The following is a 16,382-nucleotide window of genomic DNA, read 5'->3' as shown; positions in this document are numbered from 1 at the left end:
CTTTTCAGGCCTGGGCAGCAGGCTCGCCGGCGCGCAGCGCGTGCAGCACCTGGTCGAGGTTGCGCAGCACGAAGAGGTGGGTCTGGTTGTCGACCATCGTGAGCGCGGCGTTCGGCAGTGCCTGGGCGAAGGCTTTCACCATGTCCGGAGGCACGAGCCCGTCTTCCTTCCCGTACCAGAGGTGGATCGGCGGGCGGATGTCGTGCAGGTCGATGGACCACGGCTGGTTGATCAGCACGCTCTCCATCGCCCAGGCGCGCGTGCCCTGGCGCAGCGACTCCATCATCGAGGTCACGAAGTAGGGCAGGTTCTCGGGGTCGTTGATGTAGGCGATGTCCGATGGCGTCAGGCTGAAGGCATTGCTGTCGCGCGCGTGGCTCAGCGAGGTCAGCAGCGATTCGACGCTTTGCCCGAGCAGGGCCAGTTCCATCGCGGGGCGCAGCAGGCTGGGCACCACGCGAAAGAAGTGGTTCATGGCGCTGTTCAGCGCCGAGGGCGAGTTCGACGCGAGGATGTACTCGGTCGGCGGCACCACCGCCGTGCAATGCACGCTGCGAATGCGGTCCGGCAAGGCCCAGCCGCAATGCAGCGCGTGCGCGCACCCCGCCGATGCGCCCAGCGCATGGGCGCTCTCGATGCGCAGTTCGTCGAGCAGTGCCTGCACGTCGGCGGTGAACTCGCGGTAGTCGCGGCGCTCAGCGAACGAGCTGTGGCCGTAGCCCGGCCGGTCGAACGCGATCAGTCGGATGCCATGCTCGCGCAGCCGGTCGGCGTGCATGAGCAGTTCGAGGCGCGAGGCATTCAGCGCGTGGAAGTACAACACCGGCAGGCCGTTCGGTGCGCCGTATTCGGCATAGCCCAGTTGGCGGCCATCGGCGAGTGCCAGCGTGCGTGAGTGCGCCAGGCCGGTGATGTGCGGCAGCAGCTTGCCGTTGTGGCTGCTGCCCGCCTGTTCGAGCACGATGTTGCGAAGCACCAGCGCAAAGAGCGCGTTCTGGTTGTGCACCCCGGTCTTCGTGTAGATGTTCTTGATGTGCTGCCGCAGCGTGTGGAGCGTGACACCCGTTCGCGCGCAGATGGCATCGAGGTCCAACCCCTGGATCGACAGGTCGATGACCTCGACCTCGCGCGGCGTGAGCCCGACGCGCTTGCCCAGGTAGGCAATCGACTGCTGGATGCAACGGTGCCGGTCGATCATCAGCAGCGAGTAGGTCGCCGCCACTGCGCCGCCCTGTGTGGGCGGGTTCTTGTAGATGTAGACGAGCAGGCCGGTGGGTGCATCGGTGCTGGGCCCCGCGGCTGCATGGCCGGCGCCGCCGATGCGCGCGCTGCCATACGACTGACAGTCGGCTTGAGCGATCAACTGCGCAAGCGTCCCGGGCTCGCGGCACGACAGCACGCCGCCCTCGACACCGAACGCGCTGTCGCCGCCCAGCAGCGACTCGGCGTCACGGTTCAGGCCCAGCACGCGCAGCGCCGCGTCCACCACGATGACCGGAGGCGCCACCGCATCGATGACATCGAGCACACGTTGGCGTTCACGTTGCAAGGCCGAGTGCGTGGCGCCCAGGCGAAGCGCCCGCTTGATGTGCTTGAGCATCACGCGGGTCAGCGGGGTCTCGTCGCGGCTGCGGTCTTCTCGAAAGTGCACCAGCAGTTGCTGTTGCAGACGCAGGCGGTTCTCGGGGTTCAGTGCGGTCTGGTAGACGGCCTCCAGCAACGCGTCGGTCGGTGAGCCGTGCCCCTCGGGACCGGGCATCGGTTCGTGGCCCGGGTCGAGGGCGAGCGCCGGGGCGAGCGAGGTGATGGAGGTCATCGGTCGTCGAGGTGTGAGGCCGGGGGCGCGCCCGTGGACAAGCGGGGCGGCGGTACAGACGAGGGGTGCCGCGCCTTGCGGCCATCGGACGCCACTGCGGCGAGGTGCTGCCCCATCGGCTGCAGGGTCACGGCGTGCAGTGCCTCGAACATGAGCAGCCCGATGTCCTTCTGGCCGCTGCGGCCGAGCTTGCGGAACACCGACTTGAGTTGCGCCCGCGCCGTTTCGAGCGACCGCCCCGTCAGCGCAGCGTACTGCTTCAGCGACATGCCCTGGGCCAGGTTCCACGCGAGTGGCAGCTCCTTGTCCGTCAGGGCATGGTGATGCTGCAGGTGGGCCGCCAGCACGGCGGGTGGCTGGGTGATGTCATGGAGGTGCCGAGGTTCGCCGTGTTCGTGGATGAACACGAGCACGTCGCACCGCGGCTCGAGTCGCGCAGGCGAGGGCGGGGCATGCGGGCCGGGCAAACGCTTCAACTTGATGTCCAAGCCGTTGACCTGCACTTGGTGATGCAACTGCTTCATGTCGGAGGCGAACGCCTGCAGGGCGAGGTCCCATGCCGCCTGTTGCTCGGGCAGGCACAGGCGCCCCCCGCGCAGCGCGACCCGCCGGCTTCGCGCCAGCAGTTCGCGGCTTTGCCGGTTGAGCAGTACCACGTTCAGGTGCTCGTCGAGCATGGCGATGTTCAGCGGCAATGCGTCGATGACCTCGCGCAGCGAAGCGAGGTCGCTGTGCGCCGCGTCGAGCGAGGCCTTGAGTGAGAGCGCGCCCCACAGGTGCGCGCAAAGCGCGTGGAATTCGCCCCTCTGCTGGGGCGTGAAGCCGTCGGGCGAGGGGCTCAGCGCCGTGATCGTCGGCCACTGGACCTGCTCAGGCGGCGGCGATGCGACGAGGCTTCGCCGGGGTGGAAGCGCGGCTTCGGGTGGCGGCAGCGATGCGAGCCAGCCCGGCGCAACCCAGCCCACCGAATGCGCCCCGATGCGCGCAGCCCAACTCCGCATGAAGGGCTGCCACGGCGGGGGCCAGTCGCTGAGCCAGTCACTGGCCCCGTCGCCCGACGGCGTCGTCTGCGCGTCGTGCGTGGGCAAGGGGCTGAACGGCGCGATGCCGGCGGCGTCGTCAGGGTCTTCGTCCGCTGCTTCGAGCAGGGCATAGAGCTCATCGAGCAGGGACAGCCACCCCAGGTCGTGGATGCGCGGCGCGTGCGCTTCAGCGGCATCGGCGACCGGCTTCGGCGGGATCGATCGCATGGCTGCTCGTGAAGGACGCCGGGGCATCAGCCGCGGTGCGAGCCCGCGTGTCTGGGCGTGGGCGTGCGCATCTGCATGGGCATGGGCATGTGCATGTGCATGTGCATGGGCATGGGCATGTGCATGTGCATGTGCATGTGCGTGCCCGCGCCGATCGCCGCGGTGCCCGAGCCGGGGCGTGGCCCAGCCGGCCGCTTGGTGCGCCGGCTTAACCCGGTTTGGGTATTCAGCCCACCGGGGGGGCTGCCTATAACCGGCAGGCGCTGCCACGGCGGGCCCATCCACAAAGAGACAACATGAGGATCAACCATGCATAAGTTCCTGTTGAAGCTGCTGCTGCCCTGCGCCCTGGCGCTGGGATCCAACGGTGCCCACGCCGACCAACTGGTGTCGCCGACGAACCTGAAGAACACCGAGAACGGTGTGTTCATGTCGAACGGACGCTATTTCGTCGCCGGGGTCGATGGCGTTCACGAGGTCAAGCGAACGGTGGATACGAGCCCGAATTGCCGCATGGACGCCGCTTCGGGCTTCACCTACTGCCAGATGCTGGCGCCAGCCTACGGGGCCGACTCGTGCTTCTACTCGGGCATGACCACCGACCACACGTATTTGTACGCCGTGTGCACGGTATGGAAATCAGGTTCTATCCTGAGTCAGCTGGTGGCCCCCAAGAGTGCCGCGCTGTTTCGCATCAAGCCTGGTGCCAGCGGGGCGGACGAGGTCAAGAGCAAGCCATTCGCCGTGCCCGCTTGGTACAACGGCATGACCATGCTCGACAAGAGCACCATCTTGATGACGCCCTCGACGCCGCTCATGCCCAAGCCGGCCATCGTGAAGCTCAAGATCACCAACCTGGCGACCCTCGACCACACCCTCGGCACCTGGCTGCCGGGATCGCCGCTGTACATCATGCCGAATGGGCTGGCGGTCAGTAACGGCCACGTGTACTACGTCGGCGGCCAGAACCTGTTCCGCATCCAGGTCAAGAGCGATGGTTCGGCGGGCCTTCCGGTGCTGCTCTACCAGACCACCATCAACCAGGCGCTGGATGACATCGTGATCGCGGGCGACTGGGTGGCTGTGGCCGAGCTGGGCATCGTCAACGGCCTGGGCCTGAACTCGATCACCTTCGTGCACAAGACCGGCCTGGCCCCGACCTACCGGCTGTGGACGGGCATGACGCAGCTGAGCAGCCTCGCCATCGACCCGGGCAGCTTCGGCACACCGGGGGCCTTCATCGCCACAAGCTACTTCCAGGGCGGCATCTACCGCTACTTCTACTGATGCCGGTTGCCCGTGGCCTCGCGCAGGCGGGGCCCGGGCATCGCCTAACCGTCGGTCGAGATGGCATCGGCGCAGTGCTGCGGCATGCGCAGTTGGCCGTCGGCCCCGGGCACGGCCCGAATGCCGATGACCGGCGCCCCCGTGGTGACAGTGCCGAAGATGGTGGCAAAGGCCACGTCGGCCGCGTCGCGGCCCGTGCCGAAGCGCACGAAGCCCATCGGGATCGCCGTGCCCGACGGGTCGAACATGTACCAGCGGTCGCCCAGGTACACCTCGACGTAGGCGTGGAAGTCGGTCGGCCCGAGTGCCGGGTCGGCGCCATAGTCGATGCCCGTCGCAAAGCGCGCCGGGATGTTGATCGCCCGGCACAGCGCAATCATCAGGTGCGCGAAATCTCGGCACACGCCCACGCCTTCGAGCAGGGTGTCGATGGCCGAAGTGTTCGACGTGGACGTGTTCGACGCGAAGGTCGTGCGTTCGAGCACCCAGTCGCGGATCGCCTGCACCCGGCTGTAGCCTTGCCAGAGCTGGCCGAACTCGCGCATCGCCAGGCGGTGCAGCCGGTCGGACTGGCAATAGCGGCTCGGGTAGATGTAGCTCAGCACCGAGGCCGGCACGCGCGCGATCGGCACCTCGGCGATGTCACCTGGCGAAGCAAAGTGGTGCGCCAGCTCGATGGTCGCGTGGTACGACACGCGCAAGGGCCCGGCATGTGCCTGCACGCGCAGGTAACGGTTGAGTGTGACCGGGTCGGTCTCGACGCGGGGCATCAGGTTCTGGCTCAGCACCAACGACTCGTTCAGCACCTGCTGCCGCGGCGTGTGCGCGGCGTGGATGTTGAAGATGAAGTCGCAGCCGGGGTCCGAAATGTCGTAGTCGAGGTCGAGCGCGATGTCGAGCCGGATCATGGCCGGTGCCGCGAAGCGGGCGAGGCCAGGGGTGCGTGCGCGTGCCTCATGCCAGCGCGCTTCGCATCTGCTGGCAGATGTTGCTGCCCGTGGTGGTGACGCACAAGGCGCCGCCGTTCCATTCGAGCCAGTTGAGTGCCACGCAGTCGGTGATCACGTCTTCAGGCACCAGGTCGGCGCGCCGCCGGTGCAAGGCATCGACCGTGCTCAGGAACTGGTCGCGCAAATGTGCGTGTCGCAAGACCCGCGCAGAACGCGCGGCCTTCGTGGCGATGGACCGACTGCGGGCAGACGCGGGTGATTTCATAAAGGCTCCGGTGGCGACCCACCTTAACACCTGCGCCGGGCGGTACCTCTGTCGGCTGCAGGGGATCGCCGTGCGCCGTGGCGGGGCCCACGCGTCCGGGCGCGCGTCGGCCCCAGGGCGCCTCACGCCACCCGGTGCCGGGCCCGAAAGACCTCGGGTGTCACGCCGCTGTGGCGTTTGAAGAATTTCAGAAAGTTCGTTGGCTCTGAAAAGCCCAGTTCTGCGCCGATCGAGGCCGAGGTCGCGCCGCTGTGCACCAGCAGTCGCTGTGCTTCGAGTGCAATGCGCAGGTCGATCACCGCCTTGGCCGAGCGGCCGGCCTTGGCGTGGCAGGCGCGGTTGAGCGTGGTGGGCGACACACGCAGCCGCTGCGCCAGAGCTGCCACCGACGGGCGCTTGGCCACCTGCGCATCGAGTTCGCGCTGCAGGCGTCGGTACAGCAGCTCTTGCGGCGTTTGAGGCGCCAGGCCGGGCCGTGCGGCGCGCGTCAGCCACAGCAGCATGCAGCGGTACAGCTGGTGCGCAAGCGACACCGACAACTCATCGACCACGGCCTGCGCCAGCTCACGGTGCAGCATGGTGCGCAACGCCTGCCAGTTGGCCTGCTCTTGCGCCGACAGCGTGAAGCGCGTGGGCCAGTCGTCGAGACCCAAGGGGTGCGCCACGCCAGGCGGCCCCGACTTCGCGCGAGGCTGCATGACATGCGGCGCCACCAGCAGCACATCGCCTTCGACGCCCGGGCGCAGGCACCACTGGTGCACCTCGCCCGGGCGCACGAAGACCGCGACCCCGGGTTCCAGCGCGATGCGTTGAAAGTCCACCACGTGTTCACCCTGGCCGGCGGTCACCACCAAGATGATGCAGAACGTGATGCGTTCGGGTGAGGTCAGGTCGACCCACGCCGACCACTCGCGAAATTGCGCCAGCGTCAGCACCTGAAGGCCGACATGCGACAGGCGTGCATTGGTGAAGTGCTGGTGGCGCAGCGAACGGGAAGGCGCACTCATTCGGTCTTTCAGGGGGCGTGACGGGCTGGGACTTGCCCGGGTGTGCTCGATTTTGACCATGCATTGGCGGCTGCCCACCTCGGCGTTTCGGCGGGTGCGACGCACAGTCGGCGCTCCGCCACACCACAGGTCCTTCTTCCATGAATCGCACGCACTTTCTTCGCCACGCCCTCGCATGGGCCGCGCTGAGCCTCGCCCTCGGCGGCTGTGCCGCCACCGCTGGCGCCCCGACGGGCACCGCACCTGCGGCCGACCGAAAGGCACAGGTCGTCGCGCTGCTCAAGAGCATCGAGACCGGTGACGCAGCAGCGGCTGGCGTCCTTCACCCCGACAAGTACATCCAGCACAACCTCGCGGTGCCCGACGGCCGGGCCGGCTTTGCGGCGGTGGTGCAGGCCTTGCCCAAGGGCTCGGCCAAGGCGAACACGGCGCGCGTGTTTCAAGACGGCGACTTCGTGTTCGCGCACACGCAGTACGACTTCTTCGGCCCGAAGGTCGGCTTCGACATCTTTCGTTTCGAAGGCGGGCGCATCGTCGAGCACTGGGACAACCTGCAGACCCTGCCGGTCCGACCCAACCCCAGCGGGCGCACGATGATCGACGGCGCCACGCAAGTCACCGACCTCGACCGCACGGCGGCCAACAAGGCACTCGCCGCCGCGTTCGTCGATGACGTGCTGGTGCACGGCCGCATGGACCGACTGCCGCAGTATTTCGATGGAGACAACTACCTGCAGCACAACCCGCAAATCCCCGACCAGCTGTCTGGCCTGGGCGGGGCCTTGCAGGCCATGGCCAAGGCCGGTGTGACGATGAAGTACGACAAGGTGCACCGGGTGCTGGGCGAGGGCAACTTCGTGCTCGTCGTCAGCGAAGGCCACTTCGCCGGCAAGCCCGTGGCCTTCTACGACCTCTTCCGCATGGCTGGCGGCAAGCTCGCCGAACACTGGGACGTGGTGCAGGCCATCCCGCCGCGCAGCGAGTGGCGCAACGGGAATGGGAAGTTCGGGTTCTGAGGTTTCGGAGCGCGCAACAAAAAGCCCTGCTGTTGATGGCAGGGCTTGGTGTTGGGGCGGGAGGACTGCTTTCGCGTCGCCGGTCCTGCCTCAGTCCTCAGGCCGCTGCGGGCGCCGGGGTGGGGAACAGCACCCGCGAGGGCTGGGTGCCGTCGGCCTTGCGGCGCTTCCGGCCGCTTGCCGTCTTGCGGACTTGCTTGGCGGAAATGGTTCTCTTGCCAACGCGCTTCTTCTTTGACAGTGCCATGTCGATCCTTTCGAGTAAAAGCTCGAAGGATACAGGGGGCGCGGACGCCAACTCGTGCACAGCACAGCCCCGGGCGGCACTCGGGCTCGCAGCCCGCGCATGCAAAGCCGAATTCGCGCTGCTAGACTGCCCGCCAACTCTAGTTGGGGAGTAGCCATCGGGGTCGCCAGCGGGCAGGGCGCACATCCGATGCAGTGTCGTCAGTACGGTCGCGGTGCGCTCCACCCGGCCCGGCGCTGCAGGCCACGAACCCGGTCATCGACCGCGGCATCGTTGGCAAGGCAAGACCAGCCTTGGGTCCTTGAGGTCCCCCTGGCGTTCGCAAGCAGCGAGCGGCTCGGTGGATCTTCGGTCACTCAACTTCAAAGGCGGTCATGGAATCCATCGGTTCTCCTCTCATGTGGTCGTTGTTCGCGGCGTTCGTGCTCGTCGCGCTGCTGGTCGATTTTTTTGCGATGAGCAAGCAAGGCGCTCACCGCGTCAGCACGCGCGAGGCGGCCATCTGGTCGCTGGTCTGGTTCGGTGTGTCGTTTGTCTTCATGGGCTGGCTGTGGTGGTACCTCGGTGGCACCGGCAGCGACGCGGCCGCACGCGCGGTGGCCAACGACAAGTCGCTCGAATTCTTGACGGGCTACCTGATCGAGAAGGCGCTCGCGGTGGACAACATCTTTGTCTTTCTGATGCTGTTCACCTACTTCGCGGTACCGGCAGGCTTTCAGAAGCGCGTGCTGATGATTGGCATCCTGGGGGCGCTCGTGCTGCGCGCGGCGATGATTCTGGTGGGGGCGTGGCTGATCGCGCAGTTCCACTGGATCTTGTACGTCTTCGGCGCTTTCTTGCTGTTCACCGGCATCAAGATGTGGTGGGCCGCCGGCCAGGAGCCCGACCTCGACAACAACCCGGCGCTCAAGTGGGTGCGCAGCCATTTCAAGATTTCGCCCGAGTACGACGGCGAGAAGTTCTTCACCGTGGTGGGCGGGGTGAAGATGGCCACGCCGCTGCTGGTGGTGATCTTGCTGATTGCCGTCGTCGATGTGGTGTTCGCGGTCGATTCGATCCCGGCCATCTTCGCGATCACGACCGACCCGTTCATCGTGCTCACGTCCAACGTGTTCGCCATCCTCGGCCTGCGCGCGATGTACTTTCTGTTGGCCAACATGCACGAGCGCTTTCACCTGCTCAGCTATGGCCTGGCGATCATCCTCGTGTTCATCGGCGCGAAAATGCTGCTGATCGACGTCTACAAGATCCCGGTGGCGGCCTCACTCGGCTTCACGGCACTGACGCTCGTGGTCACGATGGTCTTGTCGCTGAAGATCCCGCCGAAGGGCAAGTCGGGCGGTGCATACCCGTTCGGCGCCAAGAAGAAAGACGAACGCGACTGAGCGAGCCGGGCGCAAAAAAGCCCTGCCGGGGCGACCGGGCAGGGCTTCGCGTTTTGCAGCGCGGCGTGCGCCGGTCAGGCCTTGGTCTTCTCGAATTCGCCCAGATAGGTCACCAGCGCCTGCACGCCTTCGAGCGGCATGGCGTTGTAGATCGACGCCCGCATGCCGCCCACCAGGCGGTGGCCCTTGAGCTGCACCATGCCGCGCTGCTCGGCGCCTTGCAGAAAGGCGTCGTTGAGCGATTCGTCGCGCAGCTTGAAGGGCACGTTCATCAGCGAACGGTCTTCGCGGGCGACGGGGCTGTAGAAGAACTCGCTCGCGTCGAGGGCGTCGTACAGCAGCTTCGCCTTGGCGCGGTTGCGCGCTTCCATCGCGGCCACGCCGCCTTGCGCCTTGATCCACTGAAACACCAGCCCGGCGATGTAGATGCCGTAGGTGGGCGGGGTGTTGAGCATCGAGTCGTTCTTGGCCTGGTGCGTGTAGTCGAAGGCCGTGGGCGTGATGGGCAGGGCCTGGCCCAGCAGGTCTTCACGCACGATCACGAGCGTCACGCCCGAGGGGCCGATGTTCTTTTGCGCGCCGGCGTAGATGCAGCCGTAGCGGCTGACGTCGAAGGCGCGCGAAAGAATTTCAGACGACATGTCGGCCACCAGCGGCACGCTGCCGGTGTCGGGCGTGAAGTGGTACTGAATGCCGCCGATGGTTTCGTTCGCGCAGATGTGCACGTAGGCGGCGTTGGGGTCGAGCTTCCAGCTGTCTTGCTTGGGCACGTGGCGAAAGCCATCGGCTTCGCTGCTGGCCACCACGTTCACCTGGCCGTACTTGCGGGCTTCGGCCAACGAGCGCGACGCCCATTCGCCGGTGTTCACATAGTCGGCGCTCGTCTTGCCGCGCAGCAGGTTCATCGGCACCAGTGCGTTCTGGCCCATGCCGCCGCCTTGCAAGAAGAGGATCTTGTAGTGGGCGGGCACCTTCAGCAGCTCGCGCAGGTCGGCCATCGCCTGCGCGTGGATCGACATGAACTCTTTGCCGCGGTGGCTCATCTCCATCACCGACATGCCCGAGCCGTGCCAGTCGAGCATCTCGTCGGCGGCCTGGCGCAGCACGGGTTCGGGCAAGGCGGCGGGGCCGGCGCTGAAGTTGAAAACGCGGGTCATGGAGCGGGGCTTTCAAAGGGGCAGAAACGGAGCGCGCAAGCTTAGCCGATGGGGTTGGGTGTCGGCCCGAGTGGTGGGGGTGAAAGAGATGTCACCGCCAAGCCGCCAAGAACGCGAAGAACGCCAAGGAGAAGGCCAAGGAGAAGGCCCGATTACGCCCAGCGCCATGAGTTGTTCCTTTGCGCCCTTTGCGTTCTTGGCGTCTTGGCGGTAAGAAGCCTTCGACCACCACCGAAGCCCCATGCCCGTCTGCGTTCTAATCCCGCCTTCCCCGACGAACACGCCGCGAGCACGCGCATGGCCGACCTCAGCTTCTTCTGGCACGACTACGAAACCTTCGGCCGCGTGCCCCGCCGCGACCGCCCGGCGCAGTTTGCCGGCGTGCGCACCGACGCCGACCTGAACGAGATCGACGCGCCGGTGATGCTGTACTGCCGCCCCGCGCCCGACTTTCTGCCCGACCCCGAGTCGTGCCTGCTCACCGGCATCACCCCGCAGCAGTGCCTGGCGCAAGGCGTGCCCGAGCACGCGTTCGCCGACGCCATCGAGCAGCAGCTCGCGCGGCCCGGCACCATCGGCGTGGGCTACAACTCGATCCGCTTCGACGACGAGGTGACGCGCCACCTCTTCTGGCGCAACCTCATCGACCCCTACGCCCGCGAGTGGCAAAACGAATGCGGCCGCTGGGACGTGCTCGACGTGGTGCGCATCACCTGGGCGCTGCGGCCCGAAGGCATCACCTGGCCGAAGCACGACGACGGCCGGCCCTCGTTCAAGCTCGAACACCTCACCGCCGCCAATGGCCTGGCCCACGAGGCCGCGCACGATGCGCTGTCGGATGTGCGCGCGACCATCGCGCTGGCCAAGCTCATCAAGACGCGCCAGCCCAAGCTGTGGGACTTCTGCCTGCGCCTGCGCAAGAAAGACGAGGTCATCCGCGAGATGGGCGTGGGCCGGCCCTTCCTGCACGTGTCGGGCATGTACGGCGTGGACAAGGGCTGCACCGCCCTCGTGTGGCCCCTCGCGCCGCACCCGACCAACAAGAACGAAGTCATCGTGTGGGACCTGGCGCACGACCCGAGCGAGCTGTTCACGCTGGGCGTCGAGGCCATTCGCCATCGCATGTTCACCAAGACCGAAGACCTGCCCGAGGGCACGACGCGGCTGCCGCTCAAGACCATCCACATCAACAAGTCGCCCATCGTCGTGGGCAACCTGAAGACGCTGAGCCCCGAGGCGGCGCAGCGCTGGTCGCTCGACGTGGACCAGGCGCTGCGCCACGCCGAGACCGCGGCGCGCCACGCCAACAAGCTGGCCGGCATGTGGCCCGCGATCTTCGACCGGCCCGAGGCCCCGAAGAAGCCCGACGTCGATGAAGACCTCTACGGCGGCTTCCTCGGCAACGACGACCGCCGCGCGCTGACCCGGCTGCGGTCGCTCACGCCCGCGCAACTGGCCGACAAGCGCCCGGCCTTCGCCGACCACCGGCTCGAAGAGCTGTTGTTCCGCTACCGCGCGCGCAACTTCCCCGAGACGTTGACCGAGCCTGAGCGCCAGCAATGGCTCGACCACTGCATCCACCGCCTGCACGACGGGGTGGACGGCTTTCTCACGCTCGAAGCCTTCTTCGAGAAGATCGACCAACTGCAGGAAACGGCCGACGAGCGCGGCCAGGACCTGCTCGGAGAGCTGGTGGACTACGCCACCGAGATCGCCCCCGAGCGCGACTGAAAAGCGCGGGCGCGAGGCTCTCGCCCCCGCGCCCCAAGCCGCGCGCAGCGGTAGGGCCGATCAGCGGTCGTTCTCGCGGATCGCCTTCTTCTCGTTCTCGTAGATCATCTGTGCCTCGGCCTTTTGCTGCTTGGCAGTGGCACGTGCGTTCTTCTTGCAGGCGTGCTCAGCCATGCCGTCGGACGTGGTTTCACATTCGGCCTTGTTCAGCGACTTCTCGGCGTCGGCAATTTTCTTGCGGGCCTTGTATTCGCCCTTGGCTTCTTCCTTGGCGTCCTTGGCCTCGGGCGACAGACCCCCCGAAGTGCTTTGCGTGCCCGGGGTGCCCGCGGGGGTGTAGGGCGACGTGGTCTGTGCCAGGGTGGCACCGCCGAAGCCCATCGAAGCGGCGATGAGGGTGATGGCGAGGAAGTTCTTGCGCATGGATGTTTCTCCTTGGTGACTGGACGTCCCAGCCTGCTCATCCCGGCAATCCACATGCCTTGAACCCCCTTGTGGACGCTCGAACCGACGTTTGCCGCAACTTCGCGGCGCCGTCCGACAGGCGCGCGGCGTGTGGTCAGACACGTGAATCGTTCGCGGCACGGGTCGGTCATTCGCACGCCAAACGAAGGCGCAACTGAGCGGCGGAGGGCAGTCCCTCGCCGAGGCAAACGCTTGGCTCAGGGGCGGGCCGAAAGGCTGGGTGGCCGATCAGCTCTCCGACACGTCCAGCTCGACGTGTGTCACCACCTTGGCGCGGTTGAAGTACACGACGAGCTTCTTCGTACTCAGGCGGTTGGCCTGCTTGTCGTACGAGAGCGCGTCGTAGGTCCAGGCGCTGCCGCCCACGTCGCGTGCCGAGGGGTAGAGCGCCGTGCCCGAGGGCGTGCCCAGCAGGCGGCTCACGTCGCCCTGGCGCGTCTTGCCGCGCACGATGGACTTGACCTTGGCCTCGTCGAAGTCGATCGACTCGGCCGGAAAGCTGCTGCGGTGTGTGGCGTCGATCAGGCTCTCACCGGCGAACAGGAACACCGCCGAGCGGTACGCGTGCATGCCCGGCTTGGCGGCGGGCGCGGCGCGGTCGCTGAAGTAATAGGTCAGCCGATCGATGGGCACCGGCTGCGCGAGCGTGCGGCCGCTCAGGTCGCGCACGGCGCTGAACGCGTCACTTGCCTTGGGTTGCCCCAGCTCGGCCAGCACCTGCGTCTTGGTGGCCTGGCCGGGCAAGAACTGGCGCGCGCGCGTGGCATCGAAGTTGATGCCGAAGGTGCTGGGCGGGGTGGTGGGCTTGGGGATGCAGCCGGTCAGCAGCACGGCCAGCAGGCCCTGCACGCCAAGCGACAGCCAGAAAGAAAGTGAACGGCACCGGGTGGCGGCCATGAGAAATCTCCCTCACGAATTGCTTTTCTGCGGCGCGGGGCCGGCGAGGGCCGGATTGTCCCGTGCGGCGCGCGCGCCTGCCTCGGGGCAAACATCGACAGCACTCGCTTGCGGGGCCCCGGCGTGAAAAAGCCCCGGCACTTGCGCACCGGGGCTTGCGGCTGGGGGCCTCAGCGCGGCGTGGGCCGCGCGACCGATCAGGCCGTGACCGTCTTCGCCTTCTCGACGTATTCGCCGATCTGGTCGAAGTTCAGGTACTTGTAGATCTTGTCGCTGTTGCTGTCGAGCACGCCGATGTCGGCCAGGTACTCGGCCTTGGTCGGGATGCGGCCCAGCTTCGAGCACACGGCGGCCAACTCGGCCGAGCCCAGGTACACGTTGCTGTTCTTGCCCAGGCGGTTCGGGAAGTTGCGGGTGCTGGTCGAGAACACCGTCGCGCCTTCTTTCACCTGGGCCTGGTTGCCCATGCACAGCGAGCAGCCCGGCATTTCCATGCGGGCGCCGGCCGTGCCGAGCACGCCGTAGTGGCCTTCTTCGGTCAGCTGCTGCGCGTCCATCTTGGTCGGCGGTGCGACCCACAGCTTGACCGGGATGTCGCGCTTGCCTTCGAGCAGCTTCGACGCCGCACGGAAGTGGCCGATGTTGGTCATGCACGAGCCGATGAATACCTCGTCGATCTTGGCGCCGGCGACTTCGGACATCGTCTTCACGTCGTCCGGGTCGTTCGGGCAGGCCACGATGGGTTCGTGGATGTCGGCCAGGTCGATCTCGATCACGGCGGCGTAGTCCGCGTCGGCATCGCCCTTGAGCAGCTGCGGGTTCTTGAGCCAGGCTTCTTGCGACGCGATGCGGCGTTGCAGCGTGCGCGCGTCGGCGTAGCCGTTGGCGATCATGTTCTTCATCAGCGTGATGTTGCTGTTGATGTACTCGATGATCGGCTCTTTGTTCAGGTGCACCGTGCAGCCAGCGGCCGAGCGCTCGGCCGAGGCGTCGCTCAGCTCGAATGCTTGCTCGACCTTCAGGTCGGGCAGACCTTCGATTTCGAGGATGCGGCCCGAGAAGATGTTCTTCTTGCCGGCCTTGGCCACGGTCAGCAGACCAGCCTTGATGGCGTACAGCGGGATCGCGTTGACCAGGTCACGCAGCGTGACGCCCGGCTGCAGCTTGCCCTTGAAGCGCACCAGCACCGATTCGGGCATGTCCAGCGGCATCACGCCGGTGGCGGCGGCGAAGGCCACGAGGCCCGAGCCGGCCGGGAACGAAATGCCGATCGGGAAGCGGGTGTGCGAGTCGCCGCCGGTGCCCACGGTGTCGGGCAACAGGAAGCGGTTGAGCCACGAGTGGATCACGCCGTCGCCCGGGCGCAGCGCGATGCCACCCCGGTGGCTGATGAAGTCGGGCAGCTCGTGGTGCATCTTCACATCGACCGGCTTCGGGTAAGCGGCGGTGTGGCAGAACGACTGCATCACGAGGTCGGCGCTGAAGCCCAGGCAGGCCAGGTCTTTCAGCTCGTCGCGGGTCATCGGGCCGGTGGTGTCTTGCGAGCCGACCGAGGTCATGCGCGGTTCGCAATACGTGCCCGGGCGAACGCCCTGGCCTTCGGGCAGGCCACAGGCGCGGCCGACCATCTTTTGTGCGAGCGAGAAGCCCTTCTTCGTATCGACCGGGCTTTGCGGCAGGCGGAACAAGGTCGAGGGCGGCAGGCCCAGCGCTTCACGCGCCTTGGCGGTCAGGCCGCGGCCGATGATCAGCGGGATGCGGCCACCGGCACGCACTTCGTCGAACAGCACGTCGCTCTTGACCTTGAACTCGGCGATGACTTGGCCGTTCTTGAGCGCCTTGCCGTCGTAGGGGCGCAGTTCGACCACGTCGCCCATGTTCATCTGGGACACATCGAGTTCGATGGGCAGCGCGCCGGCGTCTTCCATCGTGTTGTAGAAGATCGGGGCGATCTTCGAACCCAGGCACACGCCGCCGAAGCGCTTGTTCGGGACGAACGGGATGTCTTCACCGGTGAACCACAGCACGCTGTTGGTTGCCGATTTGCGCGACGAGCCGGTGCCGACCACGTCGCCCACGTAGGCCACGAGGTTGCCCTTGGCGCGCAGCTCTTCGATGAACTTGATCGGGCCGCGCTTGCCGTCTTCCTCGGGCGTGAAGGGCGCGCCGTCGCGCTTGTTCTTCAGCATCGCCAGCGCGTGCAGCGGGATGTCGGGGCGGCTCCAGGCGTCGGGCGCAGGCGACAGGTCGTCGGTGTTGGTCTCGCCAGGCACCTTGAAAATGCTGACGGTGATGCTTTGCGGCACTTCAGGGCGCGACGTGAACCACTCGGCGTCGGCCCAGCTTTGCAGCACGGCCTTCGCGTTGGCGTTGCCCTTGTCGGCCTTTTCTTTCACGTCGTGGAACTGGTCGAACATCAGCAGCGTGTTCTTCAGGCCCTTGGCGGCCACGGCGCCCACGGTGGCGTCGTCCAGCAGGTCGATCAGCGGGCTGATGTTGTAGCCGCCGAGCATGGTGCCCAGCAGTTCGGTCGCCTGTTCGCGCGACACCAGCGAGCACACCTCGGTGCCATGGGCCACGGCGGCCAGGTACGAAGCCTTCACCTTCGCCGCGTCGTCCACACCGGCCGGCACGCGGTGCGTCAGCAGGTGAACGAGGTTCGCGCCTTCGCCGGCCGGCGGGGCCTTCAGCAGTTCGATCAGTTCAGCGGTCTGCTGGGCCGACAGCGGCAGCGGCGGAATGCCGAGGGCGGCGCGCTCGGCGACGTGTTGGCGATAGGCTTGAAGCATGGAGTTCTCCGGTGGGTCGAAATCGTCTGACGCGGTAAAGCGGGAACGGGTGAAAAACAGAGCAAGAAGCTTGCAGACTCAGGAGGGCGCTCGCAACGCGCGAATGCCCGAAAACAGGGA

Annotated in this window: 13 protein-coding genes; 4 read left to right on the top strand and 9 right to left on the bottom strand. The window is 66.7% G+C overall.

Features of this window, described 5'->3' with window-relative positions; all coding sequences use genetic code 11:
- Positions 1 to 4: 4 nt before the first annotated feature.
- A complete protein-coding gene (locus AC1KAT_RS07935) occupies positions 5 to 1,816 on the bottom strand; it encodes a bifunctional helix-turn-helix transcriptional regulator/alpha/beta hydrolase (RefSeq protein WP_480324556.1) in 1,812 nt (603 codons plus the stop codon).
- On the bottom strand, positions 1,813 to 3,066 hold the full coding sequence (locus AC1KAT_RS07930; protein ID WP_480324554.1) for a helix-turn-helix transcriptional regulator: 1,254 nt from the start codon (positions 3,064 to 3,066) through the stop codon (positions 1,813 to 1,815). The genes AC1KAT_RS07935 and AC1KAT_RS07930 overlap by 4 nt, the downstream gene beginning before the upstream one ends.
- A 309-nt stretch (positions 3,067 to 3,375) precedes the next feature.
- On the opposite strand from AC1KAT_RS07930, the gene AC1KAT_RS07925 reads away from it, so the two are divergent.
- Positions 3,376 to 4,353 (top strand): hypothetical protein, encoded by a 978-nt coding sequence (locus tag AC1KAT_RS07925; protein WP_480324552.1) that lies wholly within the window; start codon positions 3,376 to 3,378, stop codon positions 4,351 to 4,353.
- 44 nt (positions 4,354 to 4,397) lie between these two features.
- Here AC1KAT_RS07925 and AC1KAT_RS07920 read toward each other — a convergent pair whose 3' ends face one another.
- The 3 genes from AC1KAT_RS07920 to AC1KAT_RS07910 form a co-directional block, all read right to left on the bottom strand.
- Positions 4,398 to 5,261, bottom strand: a complete 864-nt coding sequence (locus AC1KAT_RS07920; RefSeq protein WP_480324550.1) for a transglutaminase-like domain-containing protein — start codon at positions 5,259 to 5,261, stop codon at positions 4,398 to 4,400.
- Between the two features lie 46 nt (positions 5,262 to 5,307).
- On the bottom strand, positions 5,308 to 5,502 hold the full coding sequence (locus AC1KAT_RS07915) for a hypothetical protein (RefSeq protein ID WP_480324548.1): 195 nt from the start codon (positions 5,500 to 5,502) through the stop codon (positions 5,308 to 5,310).
- A 188-nt stretch (positions 5,503 to 5,690) separates the two neighbouring features.
- Entirely contained in the window at positions 5,691 to 6,575 is an 885-nt protein-coding gene (locus tag AC1KAT_RS07910) for an AraC family transcriptional regulator (RefSeq protein WP_480324546.1), read from the bottom strand.
- A gap of 140 nt (positions 6,576 to 6,715) precedes the next feature.
- Here AC1KAT_RS07910 and AC1KAT_RS07905 point away from each other — a divergent pair, with 140 nt between their 5' ends.
- The gene (locus AC1KAT_RS07905) at positions 6,716 to 7,591 is read left to right on the top strand and encodes a nuclear transport factor 2 family protein (RefSeq protein WP_480324544.1); all 876 of its coding nucleotides are present in this window, start codon (positions 6,716 to 6,718) and stop codon (positions 7,589 to 7,591) included.
- Between the two features lie 621 nt (positions 7,592 to 8,212).
- The gene (locus tag AC1KAT_RS07900) at positions 8,213 to 9,223 is read left to right on the top strand and encodes a TerC family protein (RefSeq protein ID WP_480324542.1); all 1,011 of its coding nucleotides are present in this window, start codon (positions 8,213 to 8,215) and stop codon (positions 9,221 to 9,223) included.
- A gap of 74 nt (positions 9,224 to 9,297) precedes the next feature.
- Here AC1KAT_RS07900 and serC read toward each other — a convergent pair whose 3' ends face one another.
- Positions 9,298 to 10,380 (bottom strand): 3-phosphoserine/phosphohydroxythreonine transaminase, encoded by a 1,083-nt coding sequence (gene serC, locus AC1KAT_RS07895; RefSeq protein WP_480324540.1) that lies wholly within the window; start codon positions 10,378 to 10,380, stop codon positions 9,298 to 9,300.
- A gap of 297 nt (positions 10,381 to 10,677) precedes the next feature.
- On the opposite strand from serC, the gene sbcB reads away from it, so the two are divergent.
- A complete protein-coding gene (gene sbcB, locus AC1KAT_RS07890) occupies positions 10,678 to 12,111 on the top strand; it encodes an exodeoxyribonuclease I (RefSeq protein ID WP_480324538.1) in 1,434 nt (477 codons plus the stop codon).
- A 60-nt stretch (positions 12,112 to 12,171) separates the two neighbouring features.
- Here the strand turns inward: sbcB and AC1KAT_RS07885 are convergent, their stop codons facing one another.
- From AC1KAT_RS07885 to acnB, 3 genes are all read right to left on the bottom strand, one after another.
- The gene (locus AC1KAT_RS07885) at positions 12,172 to 12,534 is read right to left on the bottom strand and encodes a hypothetical protein (protein ID WP_480324536.1); all 363 of its coding nucleotides are present in this window, start codon (positions 12,532 to 12,534) and stop codon (positions 12,172 to 12,174) included.
- 270 nt (positions 12,535 to 12,804) lie between these two features.
- The gene (gene bamE / locus AC1KAT_RS07880) at positions 12,805 to 13,473 is read right to left on the bottom strand and encodes an outer membrane protein assembly factor BamE domain-containing protein (protein WP_480324534.1); all 669 of its coding nucleotides are present in this window, start codon (positions 13,471 to 13,473) and stop codon (positions 12,805 to 12,807) included.
- Between the two features lie 197 nt (positions 13,474 to 13,670).
- Positions 13,671 to 16,262, bottom strand: a complete 2,592-nt coding sequence (acnB, locus tag AC1KAT_RS07875; protein ID WP_480324532.1) for a bifunctional aconitate hydratase 2/2-methylisocitrate dehydratase — start codon at positions 16,260 to 16,262, stop codon at positions 13,671 to 13,673.
- Positions 16,263 to 16,382: the final 120 nt, after the last annotated feature.

The sequence above is a fragment of the Piscinibacter sp. PDB5-1 genome (genome assembly GCF_056676035.1).
Note: the sequence above shows the minus strand (reverse complement) of the source record. Positions and strands in the feature narration are given on the sequence as shown.

What these genes read in the sequence shown, in the direction of transcription:
- AC1KAT_RS07935 (WP_480324556.1), bottom strand. Translation starts at nt 1,816, where the DNA reads ATGACCTCCATCACCTCGCTCGCCCCGGCGCTCGCCCTCGACCCGGGC.
- AC1KAT_RS07930 (WP_480324554.1), bottom strand. Translation starts at nt 3,066, where the DNA reads ATGCGATCGATCCCGCCGAAGCCGGTCGCCGATGCCGCTGAAGCGCAC.
- AC1KAT_RS07925 (WP_480324552.1), top strand. Translation starts at nt 3,376, where the DNA reads ATGCATAAGTTCCTGTTGAAGCTGCTGCTGCCCTGCGCCCTGGCGCTG.
- AC1KAT_RS07920 (WP_480324550.1), bottom strand. Translation starts at nt 5,261, where the DNA reads ATGATCCGGCTCGACATCGCGCTCGACCTCGACTACGACATTTCGGAC.
- AC1KAT_RS07910 (WP_480324546.1), bottom strand. Translation starts at nt 6,575, where the DNA reads ATGAGTGCGCCTTCCCGTTCGCTGCGCCACCAGCACTTCACCAATGCA.
- AC1KAT_RS07905 (WP_480324544.1), top strand. Translation starts at nt 6,716, where the DNA reads ATGAATCGCACGCACTTTCTTCGCCACGCCCTCGCATGGGCCGCGCTG.
- AC1KAT_RS07900 (WP_480324542.1), top strand. Translation starts at nt 8,213, where the DNA reads ATGGAATCCATCGGTTCTCCTCTCATGTGGTCGTTGTTCGCGGCGTTC.
- serC (WP_480324540.1), bottom strand. Translation starts at nt 10,380, where the DNA reads ATGACCCGCGTTTTCAACTTCAGCGCCGGCCCCGCCGCCTTGCCCGAA.
- sbcB (WP_480324538.1), top strand. Translation starts at nt 10,678, where the DNA reads ATGGCCGACCTCAGCTTCTTCTGGCACGACTACGAAACCTTCGGCCGC.
- AC1KAT_RS07885 (WP_480324536.1), bottom strand. Translation starts at nt 12,534, where the DNA reads ATGCGCAAGAACTTCCTCGCCATCACCCTCATCGCCGCTTCGATGGGC.
- bamE (WP_480324534.1), bottom strand. Translation starts at nt 13,473, where the DNA reads ATGGCCGCCACCCGGTGCCGTTCACTTTCTTTCTGGCTGTCGCTTGGC.
- acnB (WP_480324532.1), bottom strand. Translation starts at nt 16,262, where the DNA reads ATGCTTCAAGCCTATCGCCAACACGTCGCCGAGCGCGCCGCCCTCGGC.